A 24,192-nucleotide genomic window follows, 5' to 3' on the forward strand; every position below is an offset into this window, starting at 1 on the left:
ATGGTGGAACAGGTGGATGACGCAGCACCGTCATCCACCTGAACTCAGACCTATTCCGTCAAGCGCCAGGTGGTGCCGCCCTTGCCGTCTTCCAGCACCACGCCGAGGGCGGTGAGCTGGTCGCGGATGCGGTCGGATTCCGCCCAGTTCCTTTCCGCGCGCGCGCTCAGGCGCGCCTGGATCAGGGCCTCGACCTCGGCCGCATCCACCCGCCCCGCCGCGTCGGCCCGCAGGAAGGCTTCCGGCTCCAGCTGCAGCACGCCCAGCACCTCGCCCAGTTCGCGCAGACGCCCGGCCAGACCAGCCGCCGCAGCAGGATCGCTCTCGCGCAGGCGGTTGATCTCGCGGGCCAGTTCGAACAGCACGCCACAGGCGCCGGCGGTGTTGAAGTCGTCGTCCATGCACTGGGCGAAGCGCTCGGCGTAGCTTTCGCCGCCTTGCGCCGGCGCCTGGGGCAGGCCCTTGAGCGAATGGTAGAAGCGCTCCAAGGCGCCCTTGGCTTCGCGCAGGTTGTCTTCCGAGTAGTTGATCGGACTGCGGTAGTGGCTGGCGATCAGCAGGTAGCGCACCACCTCGGGGTGGTACTTCTCCAGCACCTCGCGCAGGGTGAAGAAGTTGCCCAGCGACTTGGACATCTTCTCGCCATTGATGGTGATCATCCCGCAGTGCAGCCAGGCGTTGGCATAGGTCTTGCCGGTAGCCGCCTCGCTCTGGGCGATCTCGTTCTCGTGGTGCGGGAATTCCAGGTCGTTGCCGCCGCCGTGGATGTCGAAGGTCTCGCCCAGGCAGCAGGTGGACATCACCGAGCACTCGATGTGCCAGCCCGGCCGCCCGGCGCCCCAGGGCGACGGCCAGCTCGGCTCGCCCGGCTTGGCGGCCTTCCACAGCACGAAGTCCAGCGGATCTTCCTTGGCCTCGCCCGGCTCGATGCGGGCACCGATGCGCAGATCCTCGACGCGCCGCCGCGACAGCTTGCCGTAGCCGGCGAAGCGATTAACCCGGTAGTAGACGTCGCCATTGCCGGCGGCATAGGCGTAGCCCTTGTCGATCAGGGTCTGGATCATGGCGTGCATGCCATCGATGTGATCGGTGGCGCGCGGCTCCCGATCGGGCTTGCGGATATTCAGCCGCGCCTCGTCCTCGTGCATCGCCTCGATCATCCGCGCCACCAGGTCGGTGAAGGGCTCACCGTTGGCATTGGCGCGATTGATGATCTTGTCGTCGATGTCGGTGATGTTGCGCACATAGGTCAGGTCGTAGCCGCTATGCCGCAACCAGCGCGTGATGACGTCGAAGGCCACCATGCTGCGACCATGACCCAGGTGGCAGTAGTCGTAGACGGTCATGCCGCAGACGTACATGCGCACCTGCCCCGGCACCAGCGGCGTGAAGGCTTCCTTGGTCTTGGTCAGGGTGTTGTAGAGGTGCAGCGCCATCATTGCCCCCAGGAATCGCGCAGGGTCACGGTGCGGTTGAACACCGGCTTGCCGGGCGCCGAATCCTTGGGATCGACGCAGAAGTAGCCCTCGCGCTCGAACTGGAAGCGGTCTTCTGGCTGGGCCTGGGCCAGCGACGGCTCGGCGCGGCAGCCCTGGAGCACCACCAGGGAATCGGGGTTGATGTTGTCGAGGAAGCTGCCGCCCTCTTCGCTCTTCTCCGGCTGCGCCGAACGGAACAGGCGATCGTAGAGGCGCACCTCGCACTCCACGCTACCCTCGGCTGGCACCCAGTGGATCACGCCCTTGACCTTGCGGCCCTCGGGATTCTTGCCCAGGGTGTCCGGGTCGTAGCTGCAGCGCAGTTCGACGACGGTGCCGTCGGCATCCTTGATGGCCTCGTCGGCACGGATCACGTAGCTGCCGCGCAGGCGCACCTCGCCACCCGGCTCCAGGCGCTTGTAGCCCTTGGGCGGATTCTCTTCGTAGTCACCCTGGTCGATGTACAGCTCGCGGGTGAAGGGCAGCTGGCGCACACCCAGATCCTGCTTGGGGTGCCGCGCCAGTTCCAGGTGCCCCACCTGGCCCTCGGGGTAGTTGGTGATCACCACCTTGAGCGGCTTGAGCACGCACATGGCGCGCGGGGCGTTCTGGTCCAGGTCCTCGCGGATGGCGAATTCCAGCATGGCCACGTCGACCACGCCGTTGGAGCGGGTCACGCCGATCATCTCGCAGAAGTTGCGGATGGCGGCCGGGGTATAGCCGCGACGGCGATAGCCCGACAGGGTCGACATGCGCGGGTCGTCCCAGCCGTGCACGTGGCCTTCGTCCACCAGCTGCTTGAGCTTGCGCTTGCTGGTGACGGTGTAGTTCAGGTTGAGGCGGGCGAATTCGTACTGGCGTGGCTGGGCCGGCACCGGCAGCTTGGCGAGGAACCATTCGTACAGCGGGCGATGGTCCTCGAACTCCAGGGTGCAGATGGAGTGGGTCACGCCTTCCAGGGCATCGGACTGGCCATGGGTGAAGTCATAGCTCGGATAGATGCACCAGGCATCGCCGGTCTGGTGGTGATGGGCGTGGCGGATGCGATAGAGGATGGGATCGCGCAGGTTCATGTTGGGCGAGGCCATGTCGATCTTGGCGCGCAGCACCTTTTCGCCGTCCTTGAATTCGCCGGCCTTCATGCGGGCGAAGAGGTCCAGGTTCTCGGCCACCGAACGGTCGCGGAAAGGACTGTTGCGACCCGGCTCGGTAAGGCTGCCGCGGTATTCGCGGGCCTGCTCGGGGGTGAGGTCGCAGACGTAGGCCAGGCCCTGCTCGATCAGGTTGACGGCCCAGGCGTAGAGCTGGTCGAAGTAGGCGGAGGCATAGCGCACCTCGCCGGCCCAGTCGAAGCCCAGCCAGTGCACGTCGCTCTTGATGGCGTCGATGTATTCCTGGTCTTCCTTGGCCGGGTTGGTGTCGTCGAAGCGCAGATGGCAGTCGCCGCCGAATTCCTTGGCCAGGCCGAAGTTGACGCAGATCGACTTGGCGTGGCCGATGTGCAGGTAGCCGTTGGGCTCCGGCGGGAAACGGGTGACGATCTTGGCCTGCTTGCCGGCGTCCAGGTCAGCCTGGACGATCTGCCGCAGGAAATGCGCGGGGGCGGCTTTGGCGGCGGTGGACGAGTCGGAAGTCGGCTTGCTCATGGGATCCTTAACTGGGCAGACGCACGGCCAGGGTAGGCCGGGCAAAGGTAAACCCGTATCATAGCCCAACCCGTCAAGTCCCGGCGAAACCCTTGAGGCCCTCGCCGGGTCTGGATGCTGTCCCCCCTAGCTACGGATTCGCTGCCATGATCAAGCTGCACACCAACCACGGCGTCATCACCCTGGAACTCTTCGAGGACAAGGCGCCCGAAACCGCGGCCAACTTCAAGGAATACGTCAAGAGCGGTCACTACGACGGCACCATCTTCCACCGTGTGATCAGCAACTTCATGGTCCAGGGCGGTGGTTTCGAGCCCGGCATGAAGCAGAAGCCGACCCGCGCCCCGATCAAGAACGAGGCCAACAACGGCGTCTCCAACGCCATCGGCACGGTCGCCATGGCCCGCACCATGGACCCGCATTCCGCCTCGGCGCAGTTCTTCATCAACGTGTCCGACAACACCTTCCTCAACCACACCGCCCCCACCAGCCAGGGCTGGGGCTATGCGGTGTTCGGCAAGGTCGTCGAGGGCATGGACGTGGTCAACGCCATCAAGGGCGTCGCCACCACCAGCAAGGCCGGTCACCAGGACGTGCCGAGCGAAGACGTGATCATCGAGAAGGCCGAGATCGTCGAGTGATTCTACTGGTCTCCGACCTGCATCTCGAACCGCAACGCCCGGACCTGGTCCGGGCGTTTTTGCATTTCCTCCAGAACCGCGCCCGCGGTGCCGAGGCGCTGTACATCCTTGGGGATCTGTTCGAGGCCTGGATCGGCGATGATGCCATGGGACTTTTCGAGCAGGAGATCGCCACCGCCCTGCGCCAGCTGGCCGACAGCGGTACGGCCGTCTACCTGATGCATGGCAATCGCGACTTCCTCATCGGCAAGGCCTTCTGCCGCCAGGCGGGTTGCCGCCTGCTGGCGGATCGCCATATCGCCGACTTCCAGGGTCGCCGGGTACTGCTGATGCATGGCGATACCCTCTGCACCCGCGACGAGGGCTACCAGAAGCTGCGCCGCATTCTGCGCAACCCCATCACCCTCTTCGTCCTGCGCCACCTGCCGCTGGCCAGCCGCCAGAAGCTGGCGCGCAAGCTGCGCAGCGAGAGTCGCCAGCAGACCCGGGCCAAGGCCATGGACATCACCGATGTCACTGAGTCCGAGGTCGAGCGGGAAATGCGTGCCGCCCAAGTGACGACGCTGATCCACGGCCATACCCACAGGCCCACCCGCCATGAGCTGCTGCTCGATGGCCAGCCGGCCGAACGTGTAGTGTTGGGCGATTGGGACCGTTGCGGCTGGGTGCTGGAAGCCAGCGAAGCGGGCCTTACCCAGGTCGATTTCGCCCTCGACGAACGGTAATGGTGCGACCAGGCAGGCCTGGCTCTCTTGCAGCAAGTCCCTGACTGGTAATGCGATTTTGCTCGGCTACTCGATCATGGCCGTCCTGCCTGCGACCGATCGTCACATGACAGCTACAGAAATCCGCACAGGCGACCGATGACGAGGGTGTAAGGAGATGTAACCCTTTTCCGCGGAGACGCCCATGCAACTCGACACCCTGTTTGCCCAGCTGCACAACCTGCCCAACGTCCCCGAAGTGGCGCAGGTCCTGATCCAGCAGTTCGACGACCCCAACACCAGCATCGAAACCCTGTCGCGCACCGTGTCGCGCGATCCGGTCATCGCCGCCAAGGTATTGCGCTTGGCCAATTCGGCGCGCTTCCGTGGCGCCCGTGAATCCACCAGCATCGAAGATGCCGCCCTGCGCCTGGGTTTCAACACCCTGCGCACCCTGGTCCTGGCCTCGGCCTTCGCCAGCGGCTTCAAATCCGCGCCCGGCTTCGATCTGCAGACCTTCTGGTACAACAGCTTTCTGGTCGCCAGCCTGTGCAAGCCGCTGGCCAAGCAGGCCGGTCTGGACCAGGAAACGGCCTTTACCTGCGGCATGCTGCATGACATTGGCGAACTGCTGATCCAGAGCGGCGCGCCCGAACTGGCGCCGAGCCTGGCCGGCCGCGCCACCGCCAGCAGCCATCGCGCTGCCGACGAGACCCTGCAACTGGGCTTCGGCTATCCGGAGGTGGGTGCGGAATTGGCCCGCCGCTGGCAGTTGCCCCAGGTGCTACGCGATGCCATCGGCTATCAGGCCCGTCCGCTGCAGGCACCGGAAGGCAATGGCTATGCGCTGGTCGTGGCCCAGGCGGTCGCCGTGGCCGAGGTGCTCCACGAGAGTGCCGGCGACAGCAAGGTGCAGGACCTGAGCGGCCCGCTGTTCGCCAGCATCGATCTGGCGCAGCTGAGCGCGGTGCTGCCCAACGCGCGGGATACCGCGGCGACCTTTGCCCAGGCGGCCTGATCCACCCATGGCCTGACCAAATCGCAGGCAAGAAAAAACCCCTGGAGCTGGGCTCTCAGGGGTTCTCTCAGATCTGGCGGTGAGGGAGGGATTCGAACCCTCGATAAGATTTCTCCTATACACACTTTCCAGGCGTGCTCCTTCAACCGCTCGGACACCTCACCAGATTTGCTCGGCGGCTGCATCTGCATCACCGAGGCGCGCAACTATAGGCAAAGGCGATTTCGATGGCAAGCTTTTTCTTCAATCGATTCATGCATTTGCATTCATGACCTGGAAGAAGCCCCACCCTGCTCCGTTCATGGGATGACCGGTTGGTCGCTATGCCATCGCTCCGCGCCGCTGATACCTCCGACCAACGGTAGCGTCGCAAGCATTTTTCTAATCGGCTGAAAGCAAAGGAAAAATCGCCTGGTACGACATTTCTGATAACCGCCTGGCCGGTTATCGCCACAAAACTGAAATTTATGTTCTATAGCTACTGGATAGTGCTCAAGCCTGCGGGTATCAGTAATTGCATGCCGCTGTTGCGCAAGCGCTTCCCGCTGAAGACGTAAAGGCTCTAAACAGCTAACAATAAAGGCCCCGAGTCATGTTCAAGAATCCCGTCCCCAAGTGGCGTCAGGCGAGTTTCGTGCTCATCGTCACCACCGTAGTGCTGGTCATCCCCAACCTCTCGCGATTCGTTGGCTGATCCCTAGCGCCAGTAGTCCGCAGGTGCTGCCGGCAAGGCTGCCAGCAGATCACGCAGCCCCTCCCCCCAGCCCTTGCGCAAGGCCTGGAAGTAGCGATCGTGTTCGTCGATCCGATGACTGCTCACCTGCGCCAGTCGATCACGCGGATAGACCACCAGATCCAGCGGCAGCCCGACCGACAGATTGCTGCGAATGGTGGCATCGTAGGACAGCAGCGCGCAGCGCAGGGCTTCCTCCAGCGGCGTCGCGAAGGTCAACGCCCGATCCAGGATGGGCTTGCCGTATTTGCTCTCGCCGATCTGGAAGTAAGGCGTGTCCTCGGTGGCACTGATGAAGTTGCCGTGGGGATAGAGGTTGAACAGCTCCGGCTCCGCGCCGCGGATCTGCCCACCCAGCAGAAAGGAACAGCTCAGGTCCAGACCGTGGCCCTGGGGCGCATCCTCGGCGTCACGCTGCAGGACCTCGCGCAGGGTCTGCCCCAGCAGCCGGGCGGCGTCATACAGGGTGGGTACCCCGTGCAGGTTGTCCTGCTCGCTGTCCAGACGTTGCCGGAGGAGGCTTACGACCGCCTGGGAGGTGGCCAGATTGCCCGCTGACTGGATGGCGATCAGGCGCTCGCCGGGGATCCGGAACAGGTGCAGCTTGCGAAAGGTGGCGATGTTGTCGACCCCGGCATTGGTGCGGGAATCGGCGACGAATACCAGGCCGTCTTGCAGCTTCATGGCGACGCAATAGGTCATGCGAACCTCGGGTAATGGAACGGTCGACGCAACAGGCCCGCTACCAAAAGAAAAGACGGCCCGTGGCCGCCTTTTCGTCTGCTGTGGGCAGCGCTGATTATTGCTGTTGCTGCGCCTGCTGCAAGGGCTCGACCAGTACCCTGGCCTCCATGTGCTCCACCCCGCCACCGCGGCGCATGCCACGCACCGGACAGGCATCCAGGTAGTCCAGGCCGATGGCCAGGCGCAGGTGTCGCTCCGGTCGGATCAGGCGATTGGTAACGTCGTAGCTGTACCAGGCGCCGTCGTGCCAGGCTTCCGCCCAGGCGTGGCTGGAAAGGTGCGCGCTGTCATCGGTGGACAGATAGCCGGACACATAGCGCGCCGGGATGCCCAGGCTGCGGGCGCAGGCCAGGAAGGCATGGGCATGGTCCTGGCAGACCCCGGCGCCCTTGGCGAAGGCCTGGGCGGCATTGCCGTCCACCTCGGTGGAGCCGGGTATATAGGTCATGCGCTCGTGCAGGCGCTCCATCAACTGGATCAGCGTGTCGCGATCCCGGCGACCGTCGCAGACCTCGCGAGCAAAGGCGGTCAGCGCCTCGTCGGCCTCGGTCAGCCGGGTCTGGCGCAAAAAGGGAAAGGCCGAGGCCTGGCAGGGTTCCGCCTCGAAGGTCTCGTCGATCTCCACCTGGCCGCTGGCGGTGATGGTGATGGCGTCGTGCGGGGTGTCCAGGGTCAGCACATGAAGGATGTTGCCAAAGGGATCGCGCTGCGCCCGCGCCGGGCGTGGCAGGGCCAGCTCCCAGCCGAGGATCTTCTGCCGGGCGTCGTCCTGGGGCGTGAGACGCAGGTACTGGATGCTGGCGCGCACCTGATCGGCGTAGCGATACAGGGTTTCGTGATGGATCGCGAGTCTCATACGGTCTCCAGGTAAGCGGTGTTGATGGCGCTGCCGAGCTGGCGGATATGGACGATGAAGTCGCCGATCCAGGCGTGCAGGCCCTCTTCCAGCACCTCGTCGATGCTGGTGTAGCGCAGCCGCGCCTCCAGCCCCGCGGCCAGGCGCTTGGCCTCGCGGCCGTTCTCGCCGGGCAGGCTGGCCAGCACCCGGTGCAACTCGATCACACAGGCCAGCAGCGAGCGCGGCAGGTCTTCCTGCAACAGCAGCAGCTCGGCGCCGTTGCGCACGTTGAGGGCATCGCGATAGAGCTCGGTGTAGGCCTCGAAAGCGCTCAGGGCACGCAGCAGGGCGCTCCACTGATAGAAGCCGCGGGCGGAGGCGTCGCTGATGGCTTCCGCTTCCTCTTCGCCCAGGACCTGGTAGCGGGCGTCGAGCATGCGCAGGGTGTTGTCGGCGCGCTCGACGAAGGTGCCCAGGCGGATGAAGCGATAGGCGTCGTTTCGCATGATGGTGCCGACGGTAGCGCCACGGAACAGGTGGGAACGCTCCTTGACCCATTCGCAGAACCGGCTGATGCCGAAGCGGATCAGGCCGGTGACGGCGATCTCGCGCATCTCCAGCCAGGTGGAGTTGACGTTCTCCCACATGTCGGCGGTGATGCGCCCCCGCACCGCGTGGGCATTGCTGCGCGCGGCCTGCAGACAGCAATAGATGCTGCCGGGGTTGCGCTCGTCCAGGGCGAAGAAGTGCAGCAGGCGCTCGGGGTGCAGGGCCGCGTGCTTTTCCCGGTAGTCATCCAGGGTGCCGGTGATGAGCAGTGGCATGGCCAGTTCATCCAGGCCTCCGCCCTGCCCGCTCTGCGGCATCATCGACAGCGAATAGCTGACGTCCAGCATCCGCGCGAGATTCTCGGCGCGCTCTAGGTTGCGGGACATCCAGTACAGATCGGCAGCGGTACGACTCAACATGGTGGGGTCGCCTTTCTAAGGTCCTTGCGGGGCCGCCGAAGCGGCCGCTGTTCTGTGGCGATCTAGTCCTGGACCACCCAGGTGTCCTTGGTGCCGCCGCCCTGTGAGGAATTCACCACCAGCGAGCCTTCGCGCAGGGCGACCCGGGTCAGGCCACCGGGCACCAGACGCGTCTTGCGCCCGGACAGCACGAAGGGCCGCAGGTCGATGTGCCGCGGCGCGATGCCGTTCTCGACAAAGGTCGGGCAGGTGGACAGCGACAGGGTCGGCTGGGCGATGTAGGCGCTGGGATTGGCCTTGAGCCGCGCGCGGAAGGCTTCGATCTCCATGCTGCTGGCGGTGGGGCCGACCAGCATGCCGTAGCCGCCGGAACCATGGACTTCCTTGACCACCAGTTCCGGCAGGTTGGCCAGCACATGGGACAGTTCGTCCGGCTTGCGGCACTGCCAGGTGGGCACGTTATAGAGGATGGGTTCTTCGCTGAGATAGAAGCGGATCATCTCCGGCACATAGGGATAGATCGACTTGTCGTCGGCCACCCCGGTACCTATGGCATTGGCCAGGATGACGTTCCCGGCGCGATAGGCGGCGAGCAGGCCAGGCACGCCAAGCATGGAATCGGGATTGAAGGCCAGGGGGTCGAGGAAGGCGTCGTCGAGACGCCGGTAGATGACATCGACCTTGCGGAAGCCCGACGTGGTGCGCATGAACACCTGTTCGTCGCGCACCAGCAGATCGGCCCCCTCCACCAGCTCCACGCCCATCTCGCGCGCGAGGAAGGCGTGTTCGAAGTAGGCGCTGTTGAAACGACCCGGGGTAAGGACCACCACCGTGGGGTTGTTGACCGGGGTGGAGCTGCGCAGGGTATCGAGCAGGATGTTCGGATAGTGGTCGATGGGCGCGATACGCTCCAGGGTGAACAGCTCGGGAAACAGCCGCATCATCATCTTGCGGTTTTCGAGCATGTATGAGACGCCGCTGGGGGTGCGCAGGTTGTCTTCCAGCACGTAGTAGGCACCGTCGCCGTCACGCACCAGGTCGACCCCGGCGATATGGGCATAGATGCCGTTGGGCAGGTCCAGCCCCTGCATGGCCAGCTGGTACTGGTCGTTGGCCAGCACCTGCTCGGCGGGAATGACCCCGGCCTTGATGATGCGCTGGTCGTGATAGAGGTCGTGAAGAAAGAGATTCAGCGCCTGGACGCGCTGGATGCAACCACGTTCGATGATCTGCCATTCGCTGGCGGGAATGGCGCGCGGCAAGGCGTCGAAGGGAATCAGGCGCTCCGTGCCCTGTTCGTCGCCATAGAGGGTGAAGGTGATCCCGGCACGATGGAACAGCAGATCGGCTTCACGCCGCCGCTGGGCCAGGAGTTCCGGGGGTGTCTCGCTCAGCCACTGGGCATAGCGACCATAGTGCGGTCGGCATTGTGCCTGGACGTCATACATCTCGTTATACAGTTGGCGGCTCATGCCGATCTCCTTGTCACCCACGGTGCAGCTTCGCAAGCCGCGTGCCAGCGCCAGAGCCTTCAAGATCAAGCTCTTGCGCGGCTGCGGGTCGCACGATGCACCAAACCCAGGCACGTAGGCGTGCGCGTGCACCGCAACGTCTCCGTCATGAGCCTAAGACGGTGCGCCAGGCGGAAAGTGCGATGATTGACGGGCGGAGCGGTTAACAGAGATGAGACTGGCACCCCGTCTGGGATGCCGCCTCGGGACGCGCAGGATCAGGCAGAGCTGCGGCTGACTTCCTGGGTGACGCCCCAGCCATCGAGCTGACCGCCAAGAGGCGCCACCACCGCCTCGAGATCGCTTTCGAAATCATCGATGGTGGCGTGGGTGGCGAACATCACCTTGCTGACCTGCAGATGCCAGCCCCCCTCTTCATGGGGCACCACCTGGGCGTTGAGGGATTCGCCGTGAAACTGGTCCGCAGCGATGCGGGCCTTGCCTTCATCGGCGAAGATGGCGAAGAAGTCGATGGGATGGAAGCGGGCGAAATCGAAGCCGCCCTCCTTCATCCGCTGCAGCAGGTTCAAGCTCACATCATCGGCAAACGACAAGGACATAGGACTTCCCTCCTCTGGTTCGGATGATCGTCTCGCTGGACGTCGTTACCGACGCCTGGCGAGTCGCGGCTGAGAACTCGAACGGTGCAGCGACCGTCAGGGCTTACGCCTTGCCGATGGCCTCCAGCACGTATCGAGGTAGAGCAAAGGCTGCAGCATGCAGCTCCGGAGTGTAATAACGGGTCTGGATGCCTGTATCACTGTAGCGCTGCGCCAGGGTTTCGGCATTCTGCCGACGCAAGGTCGAGTCCTTGCTACCCCAGGCCAGGGTCATGACGCCCCCTATGTAGGTAGGCACCGCCGACAGATAAAAGTGCCAATCGGCGAACAGCTCGGACATGCGGCTGGCAGTGGTCCTGACCTCGTCCAGCTGCAGGAACGGAGTACCGTTCTGGGCCACCATCACGCCGCCGTCGTTCAGGCAACGATGGCAGGCCTGGTAGAAGTTCTCCGAAAAGAGAACCTCGGCCGGTCCGATGGGATCGGTGGAGTCGGAGATGATGACGTCGTAGCGCTCGGTGGTAGTGGCGACGAAATTCATGCCGTCGTCGATCACCAGATTCAGCCGCGGGTCATCGAAGGCGCCTGCCGAGTGACCGGGGAAATGCTCCTTGCACATCGCCACCACCGAGCCGTCGATCTCGACCATGGTGATGTGCTCGACACCCCGGTGCTTGGCCACTTCGCGCAGGATGCCGCCGTCGCCACCGCCGATGATGAGCGCCCGCCTGGGCGCCGGATGGGCCAGCAGGGGCACGTGGGTGAGCATCTCGTGATAGATGAATTCGTCGGCCTCGGTGGTCTGGATGACGCCATCCAGGGCCATGACCTTGCCCAGCACGGCGTTCTGGAAGATCACCAGGTGCTGATGCTCGGTGCGCACCTCGTGCAGCATGCGCTCGACGGTGAATCGCTGACCGTAGCCGTCGTAGAGGGTTTCCAGGTAGTCGCTCATGTCGATCTCCGCAGGTGGCTGGCCGAGACAGACAATGCCCGGCCAAAAGCCGGGCATTGTAAGAGCTGGATGTGACAGGCTCCAGCGTTGTGCTGGCTAGCCCTTGTGCGTAGGCGCCGTGGCCGAGCGATTGCCGCGCGGTCCGGCGGCAGCCCAGGCGATCAGGCCGATCACCGGCAGCACGATGATGAGCACCGTCCAGCCGATCTTGGCGTTGCTGGTGCTGTCACTGCGGATGACGTTGACGATGGCCCAGATGTCGAGCAGGAAGACGATGAAGCCCAGTACACCGCCGATGGTAGAATTGATCATGTCGCGACTCCCGTTGCGAGGACACAGGTCTCGTCAATTGGGACTGGCGATGAGGGCGTCGAGTTCGGCCGGCTCGCTTGGAAGCGGTGCCGGCCACGGGCTTCAGGCGAGTCTGGCCAGATCAATGTCGGCAAAGGACGCCACGCACGGATGATCGCCCAGCTGGCCACCGGCACGCACCAGCCCACAGGTCGGCAGGCCCGCCTGGCGCGCGGCATCCAGCTCCTCCACCACGTCGGAGAGGAACAGCAGCTCCGCCGGCACGTGGGTGGTGGCCGAGGCGATGCGCGCATAGGACTCGGCTTCGCGCTTGCCGCCGGTCAGGGTATCGAAATACCCGGAAAACAAAGGCGTGAGATCGCCATGCTCGGAGCAGCCGAAGATCAGCTTCTGCGCCTGGATCGATCCCGAGGAATAGACGTACAGCGGCAGTCCGGCCGCGTGCCACTGGCGCAGGGCCTGGACGGCGTCGGGATAGACGTGGCCCTGGAGGGTGCCGGCGCGATAGCCCTGCTCCCATACCTGACCCTGCAGCGCCTTGAGCGGTGTGGCCTTGCGGTCGGTGGCTATCCATTCCAACAGGATGGCGATCACCCGCTCCACGTCGGCGTCCAGCTCGCCGGCTTCGGCGCGCACGGCATCGAGTTGCTCGGCCACCGCCGGCTCTCCGGCATGGGCGCGCACATAGCCTGGCAGGTGCGCGCGGGCATAGGGAAAGAGCACGTCGAAGACGAAGCTGACGGCGCTGGTGGTGCCTTCGATATCGGTGAGGATGGCCTTGATCGTCACGCCTCGACCTCCAGGCGCGGGAAGCGCTGGGCGATGTCGACGCCGGTGAAGTGGGCGACCCAGCCATCGGGATTGTCGAACAGGCGGATGGCAACAAAGGACGGCGATTCGCTCATGTCGAACCAGTGCGGGGTGCCGGCCGGCACCGAGATGAGGTCGTCCCTCTCGCAGAGCACGGCATAGACCTGGTCCTCGATGTGCAGAGTGAAGAGGCCCTGGCCGGCGACGAAGAAGCGCACCTCATCCTCGTTGTGGCGATGTTCTTCGAGGAACTTGGCGCGTAGCGCCGCCTTCTGCGGATGCTCGGGATGCATGCTGATGACGTCGACGGTCTGGTAGCCGCGCTCCTGGATGAGGCGATCGATCTCCGGTCGGTAGGCGGCGATCACCTCCTCCTGGCTGGCGCCCGGCGCCACCGGGGCGGTGGCCTGCCAGCGCTCGAAACGCACCCCGACCTCGGCCAGGGTGGCGGCGATGTGCTCGCCATCGCTGATCACCTTCAGCGGCTGGCGCGGTTCGGCATCGTGGTAGACGGTCAGTCGGCTCATGGACGCAGGCTCCGGGTCTTGAGTTCGCATTCGAAGAGGAATTCGAAGGCTTCCACGTGGCGCAGGGCATCAGCCATGCGCGGGCCCCAAGTATAGAGGCCGTGCCCGCGGATCAGGTACCCCACGCAGTCGGGATGCACGTCCAGCCAGGTCTGCACCTGATCGGCCAGGCGCGGGATGTCCTGGTCGTTGTCGAACACCGGGATCTCCACTCGCACGTCGTGGGTGGTGACGCCATGCAGGGCCTTCTGCAGCTCGTAGCCGTCCAGCAGCAGGCGATCGCCTTCGAGCTGGCGCGAGAGCACCGTCGAATTCACCGAGTGGGTGTGCAGTACGGCGCCGATTTCCGGCTGCCAGCGATAGAGCTGGGTGTGCAGCGCGGTCTCGGCCGAAGGCTTCTTGTCCTCCAGCGGCGTGCCGTCGAGATCGGTGGCGAGGACGTCGTCCAGCTCCAGCTGACCCTTGTGCTTGCCGGAGACGGTCAGCAGCAGGCGACTGTCGGACAGCCGTACCGAATAGTTGCTGCTGGTGGCCGGCGACCAGCCGCGGCCATAGAGGAAGCGACCGGCGTCGATGATTTCCCGGGCCAGTTGCTCACGCTGCTGGATCATGGAGGGTTCTCCTAACGGACAAGAGGATGAGGAAGGCGCCTGCCAGTGCTGCCAGGGAGGCGCCGGCAAAGGCGGCAAGGGCGCCGGATACCTGCCAGGCATAGCCAGCATACAGCGCGCCCAACGCACCGCCAGCCCCGGAAAGCGCCGCGTAGAGCGATTGGGCCTGGCCCTGGCGGCGGCGGTCGAAATGGGATTGGACGAACTGAATGGCGGCGGCGTGGAAGCAGGCGAAGGTGGCCGCATGCAGGAGCTGGGCGAATAGCAGCACTGGCAACTGGTCGGCCAGGGCGCCCAGGAGCAGCCAGCGCCCGGCAGCGATCAGAAAGGCGCCGACCAGCAGGGCGTTGAGCGAAAGTCGTGCCAGCAGTTGCGGCATCACCAGGAAGATCAGCACCTCGGTGATCACCCCCAGGGACCAGAGCTGGCCGATAACGCCGCGGCCATAGCCAAGGGCTTCCAGGTGCAGGGTGAAGACCGTGTAGTAAGGGCCATGGGACAGCTGCATCAGCGCCGCGGCAGCGAAGAAGGCCAGTACCCGCGGCTGGCGCAGGGTGGTCAGGAAGGGCTCGGCCGGCGCCTCGGGGCGCTGGCCAGGATCCACCGCCACCCCGGGCACCGCCAGCGAGGCGAGCAGGATGATCGCCATCACCAGCAGCAGATAGGCCGGATAGAGATCCAGGCTGACGTATTCGAAGGCCCAGCCGAGTCCGGCCACCGCGGCGATGAAGCCCACAGAGCCCCAGAGGCGGATGCGCGCATAGCGCTGCGGCTGGTCGCGCAAATGGGCCAGGGTGATGGCTTCGAACTGGGGCAGCACCGCATGCCAGAAGAAGGCGTGGCCGGCCATGATCAGCGCCAGCCAGGCGAAGCCTCGGCCGAGGTAGATACCGGAGAAGCACAGCAGGGTGCAGGCGGCGCCGAGGCGGACGATGCTCAGCCGGCGGCCGGTGCGATCGGCCAGCCAGCCCCAGAGATTGGGCGCCAGTACCCGCATCAGCATGGGAATGGCCACCAGCTGGCCGATGGCGGTGCCGGAAAAACCCAGGTGGTGGAAGTACAGCCCCAGGTAGGGCGCCGTGGCCCCCAGCAGCGCGAAGTAGGCGAAGTAGAAGCCCGACAGCCGCCAATAGGGAACCGGCATCGTCCGTCCGCTGATCAGAGTTGCGGCAGAATGGGCGTGTGCACTTTCACCTCGGCGTTCTGCGCGCGGTGGCGCAGCAGGTGATCCATCAGCACCAGGGCCATCATCGCCTCGGCAATGGGCGTGGCGCGAATGCCCACGCAGGGATCGTGGCGACCCTTGGTGATGAGCTCGACCGGATTGCCATGGACGTCGATGGAACGTCCCGAGGTGGTGATACTGGAGGTAGGCTTGAGCGCCAGGTGAGCGACGATAGGCTGGCCGGACGAGATGCCGCCCAGCACGCCACCGGCGTTGTTGGACAGGAAGCCCTCCGGGGTCAGCTCGTCACGGTGCTCGGTGCCGCGCTGGGCGACGCTGGCGAAGCCGGCGCCGATCTCGACGCCCTTCACCGCGTTGACACTCATCAGCGCATAGGCCAGCTCGGCGTCGAGACGGTCGAAGATCGGCTCGCCGAGGCCCGGGGGCACGCCGTCGGCGACCACGGTGATGCGCGCGCCCACCGAATCCTGATCGCGGCGCAGCTGATCCATGTAGGCCTCCAGTTCCGGTACCCGGTCAGGGTCGGGGCTGAAGAAGGCGTTCTCTTCCACGCTGTCCCAGGTCTTGAAGGGGATCTCGATGGGGCCCAGCTGGCTCATGTAGCCACGCACCCGGATGCCCTGGGTGGCCAGGTACTTCTTGGCGATGGCACCGGCCGCCACGCGCATGGCGGTTTCCCGCGCCGAGCTGCGACCGCCGCCGCGGTAGTCGCGCAGGCCGTACTTGTGGTGGTAGGCGTAGTCGGCATGGGCCGGGCGGAACAGGTCCTTGATCGCCGAGTAGTCCTTGGACTTCTGGTCGGTGTTGCGGATCAGCAGGCCGATGGGGGTACCGGTGGTGACGCCCTCGAAGACCCCGGAAAGGATCTCCACCTCGTCCGCTTCCTGGCGCTGGGTGGTGTGGCGGCTGGTACCGGGCTTGCGCCGATCCAGGTCCCGCTGCAGGTCGGCGATGTCCAGGGGCAGTCCGGGTGGGCAACCGTCGACGATGGCGACCAGCGCCGGGCCATGGCTTTCGCCGGCGGTGGTGACGGTAAACAGCGTGCCGAGGGTATTGCCGGACATGCGAGGGCTCCGTGCTACGGGTGAAAGGTATAGATTCAAATTGGGAATGGGCGATTTTACACGCGCCGTGGTCTTTTACACGGATTGTGTGCGGGATAGGCCCCCACACCCCAGCTCTCCGGTGCCCTTCCTGCCATGCGTCTGCTGTTCTCCCTGTTGCTGTGCCTCGCCCTGCCCGCCCTCGCCACGGCGGCCGATCCCGTGCTCTATCGCCCCCTCCAGCTCGACACCGGCAGCGGGGTGCTCAAGGGCAGTCTGATCCTGCCGCGCAGCGAGCGTCCGCAACCGGTGGTGCTCTTCGTTTCCGGCTCGGGCCCCATCGATCGCAATGGCAACGCCCCCGGCGCCCGCAATGCCGCCCTGCAGCGTCTGGCCGAGGCCCTGGGCCGGCAGCGGATCGCCAGCGTGCGCTTCGACAAGCGCGGGGTGGCCGAGAGTCGCAGCGCCGAGCCGGACGAGAGTCGTCTCAGCGTGGAGCGCTATGTCGACGACCTGGTCGGCTGGATCCGGCTGCTGCGCGCCGATCCGCGCTTTTCCAAGGTGATTCTGCTCGGTCACAGCGAAGGCGCCCTGATCGCCAGCCTGGCCGCCGACCGGGTGCCGGTCGCCGGCGTGGTCACCCTGGCCGGCAGCGGCCGGCCCATTGACGTGGTGCTGCGCGAGCAGCTGGCCGGCAAGCTGTCGCCCGCCGGCCTGGCCAGCGCCCAGTGGATCATCGACCAGTTGCTGCGCGGCACGCCGGTGCCCGAGGTGCCGAAGGAATTGCTGGTGCTGTTCCGCCCCAGCGTCCAGCCCTATCTGATCTCGCTGTTCCGCCAGGACCCGGCCAAGGCCTTTGCCGGCATCCACGCCCCGGCGCTGATCGTCCAGGGTACCCATGACGTTCAGGTGGAGGTGGACGATGCCCGCGCCCTGCAGCGGGCCAATCCGGATGCCGAACTGGCGATCATTCCCGGCATGAACCACGTGCTGCGCATCGCGCCGGCGGACATCCAGGCGCAACTGCCCACCTACGACAACCCCAACCTGCCGCTGGCCCGCGCGCTGGTCGAGCGCGTGACCGCCTTCGTCGCGCGCTCAGGTTCCCCGCACCCTGGCCGATAAGCCGGCAAAGGCGCCCAGGAGGCGCGCCAGCTGGAGTCCGCCCGTGGAAACCCCCGATCAAGCATCGCCGGCCGTCGAAGCCGTCCCCAATGAGCCCCATCCCTGGGCCAGCCTGCCGCCCGAGCGCTTCCAGCTGCTGCGGCTGATGCCGCAGCCGGCGGATCGGCGGGTGGGCGTGCGCCCCCTGCGCTTCGTGCAACTCGGCCTGGTCGAGCGCCATGGCGACGAGGAAAGCCTGCTGCGACTGACGGTGCAGATTCCCGGTCAGCTGCTGCACCGCGAGGTGAACGTGCTGGAGGTCTGGGTCGACCATCGCCTTGGTGAAATCCGCCTGGGCCCCGAACGCGGCCTGCAGATCGAGCCGGAAGAGCGCGGCCTGGGCCGCTTCCTGCTGGCCCGGGCGGCTGCCTGGGCGCGCCTGCGCTGGAACCACTACCGGGTGCAGGACCTGCCCCTGGCGCGCCGCGACGCCCTCGACGAAGACAGCCGCAAACGCCGCGACCACGTGCTCGGCGCCCAGGGCTTCACCGTCGAAACCGCAGCGGACGACGAGCGTCAGCAGCTCTGCCGGGCAGCGCGGGTCAGCCAGCTGCGCGAGGACTGGAACGCCGACAAGGTCCAGCTGCTGTCGCTGCTGGACGGCGCCACCCTGCTGGAACAGTGCGATCGGGTGATCGACGAGCGCGATGCCAGCCTGCGCCAGCTGGAAGACCGCATCGCCCTCTACCGTCGTGACGACATCTCGCTGCGTTTCGCCATCGGCTGCCTGGCGGTGTTCTGCCTGTTCCAGGCCGCGCTGCTGATCTGGATGGCACTGCGCTGAGCGGGAAGAGGCTGCGCTAGGCCCCTTTCCCGATGACCTGTCGGCAGCGCCCAGACGCCACCCCTCGCCCGAGGCTTGCTCCCCCGGCGGACCCTGCTAACGTAGCCACCCGTTCGCATCCATCCGCTCGGAGTGTCCGCTGTTCATGGTCTCGCCTCTCCCGTTTCGCTCGCGCGCGCCGCTGCGCCTCGCCACGCTCGGCCTGCTGACCGCCCTCGCCAGCTGCCAGTACTTCGCCGAGGAGCCGTCGCCCCGCGGCCAGCCGCAACTCAAGGGCAGCCTGCCCCTGCGCGGCCTGGCGCAGACCGCCTCGGTGCGCCGCAATGCCGACGGCCAGTCGCTGATCGAGACCACCACCTTTCACGATGCCCTCTTCGCCCTCGGCTACGTTCACGCCAGCGAACGCCTGGCGCAGATGGTGGAGCTGCGCCTGCTGGCCCAGGGGCGACTGGCCGAGGCTTACGGTGAGAGCCGGCTGGACAGCGACAGATTCATGCGCGCCGTGGACCTGCGCAAGGCCGCCCAGGTGGCCTACGGCAACGCCTCGCCGCGGATGAAGACCTTCTTCGAGGTCTATGCCCGGGGGGTCAACGCCTACCTCTATCGCGCCGGTGAGCGGGTCGAGCTGGATGGCCACGACTACCGCGCCGAATACTGGAAAGCCGAAGACAGCGCCCTGCTCTTCGAACTGCTCAACTTCGCCCAGGCGGTGGACCTGCGCAAGGAGACCGCGGCGCTGGCCCTGGCCGCCCAGGTCGGTCCCGAGCGCCTGGCCTGGCTCCTGCCCACCTACCCCGACGAACCGCTGCCGGAAGAAGAGACCGCCAAGTTGCGCGGCCTGAATCTGCGTGGCCAGTTGCCCGGGCTCGACGCCCTGCTGCAGGTCCAGCGGCAACTGGCGGGCGCTCGCCCCCTTCGGCGGCCCCACCGGTACCGCCTGGGCCGCCACCCCGGGCCATACCCGCAGCGGTCGCAGCCTGCTCGGCGTCGACAAGGTCAGCGCCTTTGCCGGCCAATCGCCCTTCACCCTGGTGACCCTGAGGGCGCCGCGTTTCGAGGCCGTGGGCACCACCCTGCCCGGCCTGCCGCTGCTGCTCGACGGCTACAACGGCAAGCTGGCCTGGGGCGCCGCCACCCTGATGGGCGACAGCCAGGACCTCTACCTCGAACGCCTGCAGCGCCAGGGCGGTCGCCTGCAGGTGCAGAGTGGCGGGCAGTGGCAGCCGGCCGGCGAGCGGGTGGAGACCTTTTTCGTCCGCGGTGAAAAGCCGCGGCGCGAGACCCTCTACACCAGTCCGCGCGGTCCGCTGCTGAATCTGGCCCTGGCGCCGGACGCCAACGGCTACGGCCTGGCCCTGCGCAGCAGTCGCCTGGAAGCCGACAAGAGCCTGGATGCCCTCTTCGACCTCACCCGCGCCAAGGACGTGGAGCGCGCCTTCGAACTGGCTCGCGAGCTGCGCGCCAGCGACTGGAATCTGGTATTCGCCGATGCCGAGCATGTCGGCTGGCAGGTGACCGGCCGTTACCCCAATCGCCGCAGCGGCCTGGGGCTGCTGCCCTCGCCCGGCTGGGACGAGCGCTATGCCTGGGATGGCTACGCCGACCCCATGCTGCACCCCTATGACCAGGATCCGGCCCAGGGCTGGCTGGGCGCCGCCAACCAGCGCGTGGTGCCGCGCGGCTACGGCATGCAGCTGTCCAGCAACTGGTCGGGCCCCGAGCGCCAGGAGCGCCTGGCACAACTGGCCGGGCGCTCGGCGCGCCTCGACAGCCGCGACGCCATGGCCCTGCAGCAGGACCAGACCACCACCCTGGCCGCCAAGCTCAGGACCCAGCTCGACGCCCCCGGCTTCGCCGCACCGCTGCGCCAGGCCATTGCCGCCCTGCCGGCCACCCAGCGCCAACAGGCGGAAGAAGCCCTGCGGCGCCTGCTGGCCTTCGACGGTCGCCTGGCCGCCGGCTCCGCGGATGCGGCGCTCTACGAGGCCTTCTTGCAGGCCCTGGCCGAACAGACCTTCGCCGACGAGCTGGGTGGTACCAGAAGTCCGGCCTGGCAGGCCTTCACTACCCTGAGCGACACCAGCTACAACGCCATCGTCGATCATCTCCTGGCCCGCGACGACAGCCCCTATTGGGATGACGTCAGCACGCCTACCCGTGAAGACAAGCCGGCGATCTTCGCCCGCGCTCTGGCCGGGGCCGTCGAAACCTGCGAGACCAAGCTGGGCAGCAATCGCGCTGCCTGGCAATGGGGCCGCTTGCACCGCCTGGACGGCAATGCCAGTGGCGGCGACGGTTCGACCCTGGACCTGACCGCCAGCCACTGGGGCGGCGATGACCAGGCCTGGCTGGCGCCGGCGCTGCGCCTGGTGGTGGACTTCGGCCTGGCCGAGCCCCTGCAGGCGAGCCAGGCCGGCACCCCGGGCAAGGGCTGGAGCCGCGGCCAATACCAGAGCCTGCCGTTGCAGCCGCAGAATCTGGAGCGCGTCTATGACCGTGACCACCTGCTACTGATCCCGCAGAAGTAATCCTCCCCTGGCAACCCGTGACTTGGCGCGGGTTTTGCCCCTTCCCTCGCAGACCTCAGCCGGCGCCTCCTCCTCCCGCCGCGCCGCGGACCGCTGCAGAAGCGCTGTCCGGCAGGCGTCGTGGCCGTGAGAGCGCCCGGTGATGGTGCCGCGCCTGTCACCAAAATGGTGCAGGCCCTAGCCGAGACGTCCACAGCGGTGCACAAAGAGGTGCCTGGACGTCCGTCAGCCGCCGGAGACACCATGCCTGCCCAGCCTTCCCCCCACGCCGCGCATCTCTGGGTCGCGGGTTCGGATGCCCCGGAAAAGCCCGAGCTCAATCTGGGCTTCCTGCCCCTGAGCGATGCCGCCTCGCTGATCGTGGCGGCGACCCAGGGGTTTGGCGAACCCCATGGCCTGACACTCAATCTGCACCGCCAGCCCTCCTGGTCCGCGCTGCGCGACAACCTGCTCAATGGCCAGCTCGATGCCGCTCATTGCCTCTATGGCCTGGTCTATGGCGCCCAGCTGGGACTGGGCGGCGCTGCCGCGACGCCGATGGCGGTGCTCATGGGGCTGGCGCAGAACGGCCAGAGTCTCAATCTGGCGCGCAGCCTGGCCCTGGAAGGCGTGCAGGATACCGCCTCCCTGGTCGAGCGGATCCGCCGACCGGATGCCAGGCCCTTAACCCTGGCGCACACCTTTCCCACCGGCACCCATATCTTCTGGCTCTACTACTGGCTGGCCGCCCAGAGCATCCATCCCCTCAAGGACGTGCGTACCGCGCTGGTGCCGCCGCCGCAGATGCCCGAGCACCTGGCTGCCGGCCGGGTCGACGGCTTCTGCGTCGGCGAACCCTGGGGCGCTGCCGCCGTGGCGCGCGGCCAGGGCTTCACCCTGACCACCACCCAGGCGATCTGGCCGGACCACCCGGAAAAGGTGCTGGCCTGCACCGCCGCCTTCGCCGAGCGCTATCCCAACACCGCCCGGGCGCTGATCCGCACCCTGCTCGACGCCAGCCGCTTCATCGAGGAGAGTCGCGAGAACCGCCTGGGCACCGCCCAGCTGATCAGCGATGCCGCCTACGTGAACGCCGATCCAGCGCTGCTGGCCGGGCGCTTCCTCGGCCACTACGAAGATGGACTCGACCGCCGCTGGGAGGACGAGCATCCCCTGGCCTTCCATCGCCAGGGCGCGGTCAATCCGCCCTATCTCTCCGACGGCCTCTGGTTCCTTACCCAGTTCCGCCGCTGGGGCCTGCTGCGCGAGGACCCGGACTACCTGGCCGTGGCTCAGTCCGTGCAATGCACCGAGCTGTATCAGGAGGCGGCTACCGGCTTGGGCCTGGCGGTGCCGCCGACCCGGCGCAGCAGCACCCTGTTCGACGGTCGTATCTGGGACGGCAGCGATCCGGCCGGTTACGCCCGCAGCTTCGCCATTCACGCGCTCAGCGATCACTAGGGAGAACGACCTTGCGCATCCTGCTCATCGACGACACCCCCAAGCAGGTCGGCCGTCTCAAGGCCGCGCTGATCGAAGCCGGTTTCGAGGTCATCGAGGAATCCGGCCTGACCATCGATCTGCCCGCGCGCATCGAGGCCCTGCGTCCGGACGTCATCCTGTTCGACACCCAATCACCCGGTCGCGATGTCATGGAGCAGGTCTGCCTGGTGACCCGCGACCGGCCACGCCCCATCGTCATGTTCACCGACGAGCACGATCCGGCGGTGATGCGCCGGGCCATCCAGTCCGGGGTCAGCGCCTACATCGTCGAGGGCATCCAGACCAGCCGCCTGCAGGCCATCATCGATGTGGCCCGCGCCCGTTTCGAGACCGACCAGGCCCTGCGCGCCGAACTCCAGGCCCGCGAGCAGCAGTTGCTGGAGCGTAAGAAGGTCGACCAGGCCAAGGGCCTGCTGATGAAGATGCGCGGTTGCAGCGAGGACGAGGCCTATACCCTGATGCGCCGTCAGGCCATGAGCAAGCAGCAGAAGCTGATCCAGGTGGCCGACCAGATCATCGCCATGAGCGAATTGCTCGGCTGAGACAGGCCGCGCGGACCTGCCCGATTTTTTCCTCGACAAGCGCAGCGACCTGCGGCTAATGTCCGTCGCAGGTCACCTCCTGTGACCCACGTCGCTCGGACGGTTCCGGGCGCTTACGTACTTCGAGGAACGCATGACTGACTCCAGTCCCGTGCGCCGTTTTGCGCGCATCGATCGCCTGCCCCCCTACGTCTTCAACATCACCGCCGAACTCAAGATGGCCGCGCGCCGTCGCGGTGAGGACATCATCGACCTGTCCATGGGCAATCCCGACGGCCCCACCCCACCGCATATCGTCGAGAAGCTTTGCCAGGTCGCCCAGCGCGAAGACACCCACGGTTATTCCAGCTCCAAGGGCATTCCGCGTCTGCGTCGCGCCATCTCCCACTGGTATCGCGACCGCTACCAGGTGGAAATCGATGCCGACAGCGAAGCCATCGTCACGATCGGCTCCAAGGAAGGCCTGGCGCACCTGATGCTGGCGACCCTGGATGCCGGCGACACCGTGCTGGTGCCCAACCCGAGCTATCCGATCCACATCTACGGCGCGGTGATCGCCGGCGCCCAGGTGCGTTCGGTGCCCCTGGTGCAGGGCATGGACTTCTTCGCCGAACTGGAGCGGGCCATCCGCGAGAGCATTCCCAAGCCGAAGATGATGATCCTCGGCTTCCCTTCCAACCCCACCGCCCAGTGCGTGGAGCTGGATTTCTTCGAGCGCGTGGTGGAGCTGGCCAAGCGCTACAACGTGCTGGTGGTGCACGACCTGGCCTATGCCGACATCGTCTTCGACGGCTGGCAGGCACCCTCCATCATGCAGGTGCCCGGGGCCAAGGACATCGCGGTGGAATTCTTCACCCTGTCCAAGAGCTACAACATGGCCGGCTGGCGGATCGGCTTCATGGTCGGCAATCCCGAGCTGGTCGCCGCCCTGGCGCGGATCAAGAGCTATCACGACTATGGCACCTTCACCCCGCTGCAGGTGGCGGCCATCGCCGCGCTGGAAGGCGACCAGCAGTGTGTGCGCGACATCGCCCAGCAGTACCAGCAGCGCCGCGACGTGCTGGTGCGTGGCCTGCACGAAGCCGGCTGGATGGTGGAAAATCCCAAGGCGTCGATGTACGTCTGGGCCAGGATTCCCGAGCCCTATGCCCACCTGGGTTCGCTGGAATTCGCCAAGAAGCTGCTGGCCGAGGCCAAGGTCTGCGTCTCGCCGGGACTGGGCTTCGGTGACTATGGCGATGACCATGTGCGCTTCGCCCTGATCGAGAACCAGGACCGCATCCGTCAGGCGGTGCGCGGCATCAAGCAGATGTTCCGCGCCGACGGCCTGCTGCCCAAGGCGGCCCCGCGCAAATCCGGCGTCGAGCCGGCCTGAGCCTTCGCCGCGCCGTCGATTGGCGGCGCGGC

Annotated in this window: 22 protein-coding genes, 1 tRNA gene and 1 pseudogene; 9 read left to right on the forward strand and 15 right to left on the reverse strand. The window is 66.3% G+C overall.

The features are described 5' to 3' along the window. Positions 1-50: 50 nt before the first annotated feature. Entirely contained in the window at positions 51-1,436 is a 1,386-nt protein-coding gene (cysS, locus tag QE393_RS11455) for a cysteine--tRNA ligase (RefSeq protein ID WP_310043569.1), read from the reverse strand. Then, on the reverse strand, positions 1,436-3,124 hold the full coding sequence (locus QE393_RS11460) for a glutamine--tRNA ligase/YqeY domain fusion protein (protein ID WP_310043570.1): 1,689 nt from the start codon (positions 3,122-3,124) through the stop codon (positions 1,436-1,438). Before QE393_RS11460 ends, cysS begins: the two co-directional genes overlap by 1 nt. A 146-nt stretch (positions 3,125-3,270) precedes the next feature. Between QE393_RS11460 and QE393_RS11465 the strand changes: the two genes are divergently transcribed. From QE393_RS11465 to QE393_RS11475, 3 genes are all read left to right on the forward strand, one after another. Next, on the forward strand, positions 3,271-3,765 hold the full coding sequence (locus tag QE393_RS11465) for a peptidylprolyl isomerase (protein WP_007158996.1): 495 nt from the start codon (positions 3,271-3,273) through the stop codon (positions 3,763-3,765). Next, positions 3,762-4,490 (forward strand): UDP-2,3-diacylglucosamine diphosphatase, encoded by a 729-nt coding sequence (gene lpxH / locus QE393_RS11470; RefSeq protein WP_310043572.1) that lies wholly within the window; start codon positions 3,762-3,764, stop codon positions 4,488-4,490. The genes QE393_RS11465 and lpxH overlap by 4 nt, the downstream gene beginning before the upstream one ends. A 184-nt stretch (positions 4,491-4,674) precedes the next feature. Beyond that, positions 4,675-5,487, forward strand: a complete 813-nt coding sequence (locus QE393_RS11475; RefSeq protein WP_310043575.1) for an HDOD domain-containing protein — start codon at positions 4,675-4,677, stop codon at positions 5,485-5,487. A 74-nt stretch (positions 5,488-5,561) separates the two neighbouring features. Here the strand turns inward: QE393_RS11475 and QE393_RS11480 are convergent. From QE393_RS11480 to aroC, 13 genes are all read right to left on the reverse strand, one after another. Further along, positions 5,562-5,651 (reverse strand) — tRNA-Ser (locus tag QE393_RS11480). Between the two features lie 533 nt (positions 5,652-6,184). Next, on the reverse strand, positions 6,185-6,922 hold the full coding sequence (locus QE393_RS11485) for a proteasome-type protease (protein WP_310043578.1): 738 nt from the start codon (positions 6,920-6,922) through the stop codon (positions 6,185-6,187). Positions 6,923-7,019: 97 nt separating this feature from the next. Continuing rightward, positions 7,020-7,820 carry a transglutaminase family protein gene (locus QE393_RS11490; protein ID WP_273805945.1) on the reverse strand — a complete coding sequence of 267 codons (801 nt, stop codon included), beginning with the start codon at positions 7,818-7,820 and terminating at the stop codon, positions 7,020-7,022. Continuing rightward, on the reverse strand, positions 7,817-8,770 hold the full coding sequence (locus QE393_RS11495) for an alpha-E domain-containing protein (RefSeq protein ID WP_310043581.1): 954 nt from the start codon (positions 8,768-8,770) through the stop codon (positions 7,817-7,819). The genes QE393_RS11490 and QE393_RS11495 overlap by 4 nt, the downstream gene beginning before the upstream one ends. Before the next feature lie 62 nt (positions 8,771-8,832). Next, the gene (locus QE393_RS11500) at positions 8,833-10,242 is read right to left on the reverse strand and encodes a circularly permuted type 2 ATP-grasp protein (protein WP_158891249.1); all 1,410 of its coding nucleotides are present in this window, start codon (positions 10,240-10,242) and stop codon (positions 8,833-8,835) included. A gap of 257 nt (positions 10,243-10,499) precedes the next feature. Then, positions 10,500-10,841 (reverse strand): ribonuclease E inhibitor RraB, encoded by a 342-nt coding sequence (locus QE393_RS11505; protein WP_273805944.1) that lies wholly within the window; start codon positions 10,839-10,841, stop codon positions 10,500-10,502. A gap of 103 nt (positions 10,842-10,944) precedes the next feature. Then, positions 10,945-11,796, reverse strand: coding sequence for a polyamine aminopropyltransferase (gene speE / locus QE393_RS11510; protein WP_310043584.1), 852 nt, complete (start codon positions 11,794-11,796; stop codon positions 10,945-10,947). 96 nt (positions 11,797-11,892) lie between these two features. Continuing rightward, the gene (locus QE393_RS11515) at positions 11,893-12,105 is read right to left on the reverse strand and encodes a PLDc N-terminal domain-containing protein (RefSeq protein WP_026083979.1); all 213 of its coding nucleotides are present in this window, start codon (positions 12,103-12,105) and stop codon (positions 11,893-11,895) included. Between the two features lie 105 nt (positions 12,106-12,210). After that, positions 12,211-12,897, reverse strand: a complete 687-nt coding sequence (gene mtnC, locus QE393_RS11520; protein WP_310043585.1) for an acireductone synthase — start codon at positions 12,895-12,897, stop codon at positions 12,211-12,213. After that, positions 12,894-13,445 (reverse strand): acireductone dioxygenase, encoded by a 552-nt coding sequence (locus QE393_RS11525; RefSeq protein WP_310043587.1) that lies wholly within the window; start codon positions 13,443-13,445, stop codon positions 12,894-12,896. Before QE393_RS11525 ends, mtnC begins: the two co-directional genes overlap by 4 nt. Then, entirely contained in the window at positions 13,442-14,056 is a 615-nt protein-coding gene (locus tag QE393_RS11530; protein ID WP_133861148.1) for a methylthioribulose 1-phosphate dehydratase, read from the reverse strand. Before QE393_RS11530 ends, QE393_RS11525 begins: the two co-directional genes overlap by 4 nt. After that, positions 14,040-15,200, reverse strand: a complete 1,161-nt coding sequence (locus QE393_RS11535; RefSeq protein WP_273805939.1) for an MFS transporter — start codon at positions 15,198-15,200, stop codon at positions 14,040-14,042. Before QE393_RS11535 ends, QE393_RS11530 begins: the two co-directional genes overlap by 17 nt. Before the next feature lie 14 nt (positions 15,201-15,214). Then, positions 15,215-16,306 (reverse strand): chorismate synthase, encoded by a 1,092-nt coding sequence (aroC, locus tag QE393_RS11540; protein ID WP_310043589.1) that lies wholly within the window; start codon positions 16,304-16,306, stop codon positions 15,215-15,217. Positions 16,307-16,441: 135 nt separating this feature from the next. On the opposite strand from aroC, the gene QE393_RS11545 reads away from it, so the two are divergent. The 6 genes and pseudogenes from QE393_RS11545 to alaC all read left to right on the forward strand — a co-directional run bounded on the left by QE393_RS11545 (position 16,442) and on the right by alaC (position 24,160). Beyond that, positions 16,442-17,410, forward strand: a complete 969-nt coding sequence (locus QE393_RS11545) for an alpha/beta hydrolase (protein ID WP_273805937.1) — start codon at positions 16,442-16,444, stop codon at positions 17,408-17,410. A gap of 43 nt (positions 17,411-17,453) precedes the next feature. Beyond that, on the forward strand, positions 17,454-18,233 hold the full coding sequence (locus QE393_RS11550) for a hypothetical protein (protein WP_273805936.1): 780 nt from the start codon (positions 17,454-17,456) through the stop codon (positions 18,231-18,233). Positions 18,234-18,378: 145 nt separating this feature from the next. After that, positions 18,379-20,761: pseudogene (locus QE393_RS11555) on the forward strand (penicillin acylase family protein). Positions 20,762-21,004: 243 nt separating this feature from the next. Further along, positions 21,005-22,201 carry a CmpA/NrtA family ABC transporter substrate-binding protein gene (locus QE393_RS11560; RefSeq protein ID WP_273805934.1) on the forward strand — a complete coding sequence of 399 codons (1,197 nt, stop codon included), beginning with the start codon at positions 21,005-21,007 and terminating at the stop codon, positions 22,199-22,201. 11 nt (positions 22,202-22,212) lie between these two features. After that, entirely contained in the window at positions 22,213-22,785 is a 573-nt protein-coding gene (locus QE393_RS11565; RefSeq protein ID WP_027599890.1) for an ANTAR domain-containing response regulator, read from the forward strand. 133 nt (positions 22,786-22,918) lie between these two features. Continuing rightward, positions 22,919-24,160 (forward strand): alanine transaminase, encoded by a 1,242-nt coding sequence (alaC, locus tag QE393_RS11570; protein WP_187979727.1) that lies wholly within the window; start codon positions 22,919-22,921, stop codon positions 24,158-24,160. The last annotated feature ends 32 nt before the right edge of the window (positions 24,161-24,192 follow it).

The organism is Pseudomonas sp. SORGH_AS_0211 (assembly GCF_031453455.1).
GTDB lineage: Bacteria > Pseudomonadota > Gammaproteobacteria > Pseudomonadales > Pseudomonadaceae > Chryseomonas > Chryseomonas aestiva.